The sequence below is a fragment of the Fulvivirga sp. genome (genome assembly GCF_040220315.1).
In the GTDB taxonomy this organism is placed as follows: Bacteria; Bacteroidota; Bacteroidia; order Cytophagales; family Cyclobacteriaceae; genus Fulvivirga.
Genome location: NZ_JAVJUY010000394.1, coordinates 1 through 2,215, shown reverse-complemented (window position 1 = coordinate 2,215; position 2,215 = coordinate 1). Strand labels below are relative to the sequence as shown.

The following is a 2,215-nucleotide window of genomic DNA, read 5'->3' as shown; positions in this document are numbered from 1 at the left end:
CACCCTATTCAATTTCACAGCCAGAAGAGTTTTTATCAGCCAAAGCTATTGCAAGGAGAACAAATCAAAACATTGCTATTACCGTACAGGATTTGCCTGTTAATGCATCTTACATCACTGAATTGAAAAACCTCGGTGCTGAGGTTTATTATAAAAGTAAATGGATGAATGCCGTTTTGGTGCAAACTACAGATGCCATTATTTCTGATATAGAAAATCTGAGTTTTGTATCCGGCTCAGAGTTAGTCGCCAATAACACACGTTTAAAACAAGGTTCGAGAATATCATTTACTGAAGATGATGAGGGAACAGAAGCAGCTGAAAATGGATTTCAAAATAACCTCTTGGGGATTGATCAACTACACGAAGATGGATTGTACGGGGAGGGCATTTTAATGGCTTTTATGGATAGTGGATTTACTGGAGTTGATACACAATCTGCTTTTAGCGGCATGCAAATAGCTATGGCCTTAAATCTTGTTGAGAATGACGACAATATATATCAATATCAAGAACACGGCACCAGAGTATTAAGTACGGTAGCGGCACATATTCCAGATGAATTTCAAGGTGTGGCGCCTAATGCCACTTATTTCCTATTTGTTACGGAAGATCTTCCAACCGAATACCGAATTGAAGAATATAACTTCTTATTTGCTGCTGAAATGGCCGATAGTGCTGGTGTAGATATTATTAATACTTCACTTGGCTACAATAATTTCTTCACCCTCTCAAGTATGGATTATTTGTATGAAGAAATGGATGGAGCCACAACTGTAATAACCAGAGCTGCTGAACTGGCATTTGAAAGAGGCATTTTAGTAGTCACAAGCGTAGGCAATGAAGGTAATAATCCTGATTGGCTGTATTTAACTGCACCGGCTGACGGCCCAAATGTTTTAAGTGTGGGCTCAATAAGGCAAGATGGAATCAAATCAGGTTTCAGTTCTATTGGTCCTAATGCAGCGGGCCAAACCAAACCTGAGGTGATGGCCCTTGGGTCAGGGGCAGTTGTTGTCAATTCTTCAGGAACAGTGACAAGTGCCTCAGGAACATCCTTTTCATCACCACAAATAGCCGGTTATGCTGCGCTATTGTGGCAACAATACCCTGACCTAACTAATAAGGAGCTATTTGACCTCATTATTTCGTCAGGAAACAGATTTAAATCACCTAACAATGAATATGGATATGGTGTACCGAACTATAATAAGTTGATAACTAGTACGGAGAACGATTTACTAGAAACTACTATTTTTCCCAATCCTTTTAACGATATGGTTACAATAGCGTCATTAGATCAAGCAGGTTTAATTACTGTTTTTGACCAAATGGGGCGATTGGTATACACTGGTAAATCAAGCAATCACAATAATGAACTAATGATTAATACAGAAATGTGGCAACCTGGGCTTTACATTTTCAAGGTTATATATTCTAATAATAGACAAGAGAAACTTAAGCTTGTCAAAGTCCACTAGGTTAATTTTTTTATATTTACGGCATGAACGTTCCCATTATAGCCCCCTCCATTTTAGCAGCGGATTTTGCTAATATCCAAAAAGAAGTAGAGATGTTAAACAGTAGTGAAGCAGATTGGATACATGTAGATATAATGGATGGTATTTTTGTACCTAATATCTCTTTTGGCATACCGGTAACACAGGCTATACATGAACATGCTACCAAACCTTTGGATGTTCATTTAATGATTGAAAAACCAGAGAAATTCGTTGAAGCTTTTAAGAAAGCAGGTGCAGAAATTATAACAGTTCATTATGAAGCATGCCCACATCTTCACAGAAATCTTCAGCAGATAAAAAGCCTAGGTTGTAAAGCAGGGGTAGCACTAAACCCACATACCAATGTTCAGCTGCTTGAAGATATAATTCAAGATATTGATATGGTTTGTATCATGTCCGTTAATCCGGGTTTTGGTGGTCAGAAATTTATTGAAAACACGTATAAAAAAGTGCGCCAGTTGAAAGAAATAATAAGTGATGCTGGGGCTACAACACTGATAGAAATTGATGGGGGTGTAAATAAGGACAATGCACGCGATTTGCTGGATGTTGGCGCAGATGTGCTGGTAGCAGGCAGTTTCGTTTTTAATTCTGATGACCCAATCAATACAATATCTAACTTAAAGACCGTTTAAGAGGCTAACACTGTTTATTAATGCGGCTTTTCTTCTTATTACTTTTAATACTACCTT

General features: G+C 38.0%; 2 protein-coding genes. Both read left to right on the top strand.

What is annotated here, in order from left to right; translation table 11 throughout:
• On the top strand, window positions 1–1,481 hold a 1,481-nt coding region (locus tag RLO81_RS20325; protein ID WP_350116293.1), incomplete at its 5' end, for a S8/S53 family peptidase.
• 23 nt (window positions 1,482–1,504) lie between these two features.
• Window positions 1,505–2,158, top strand: coding sequence for a ribulose-phosphate 3-epimerase (gene rpe, locus RLO81_RS20320; RefSeq protein WP_350116290.1), 654 nt, complete (start codon window positions 1,505–1,507; stop codon window positions 2,156–2,158).
• Window positions 2,159–2,215 lie beyond the last annotated feature (57 nt).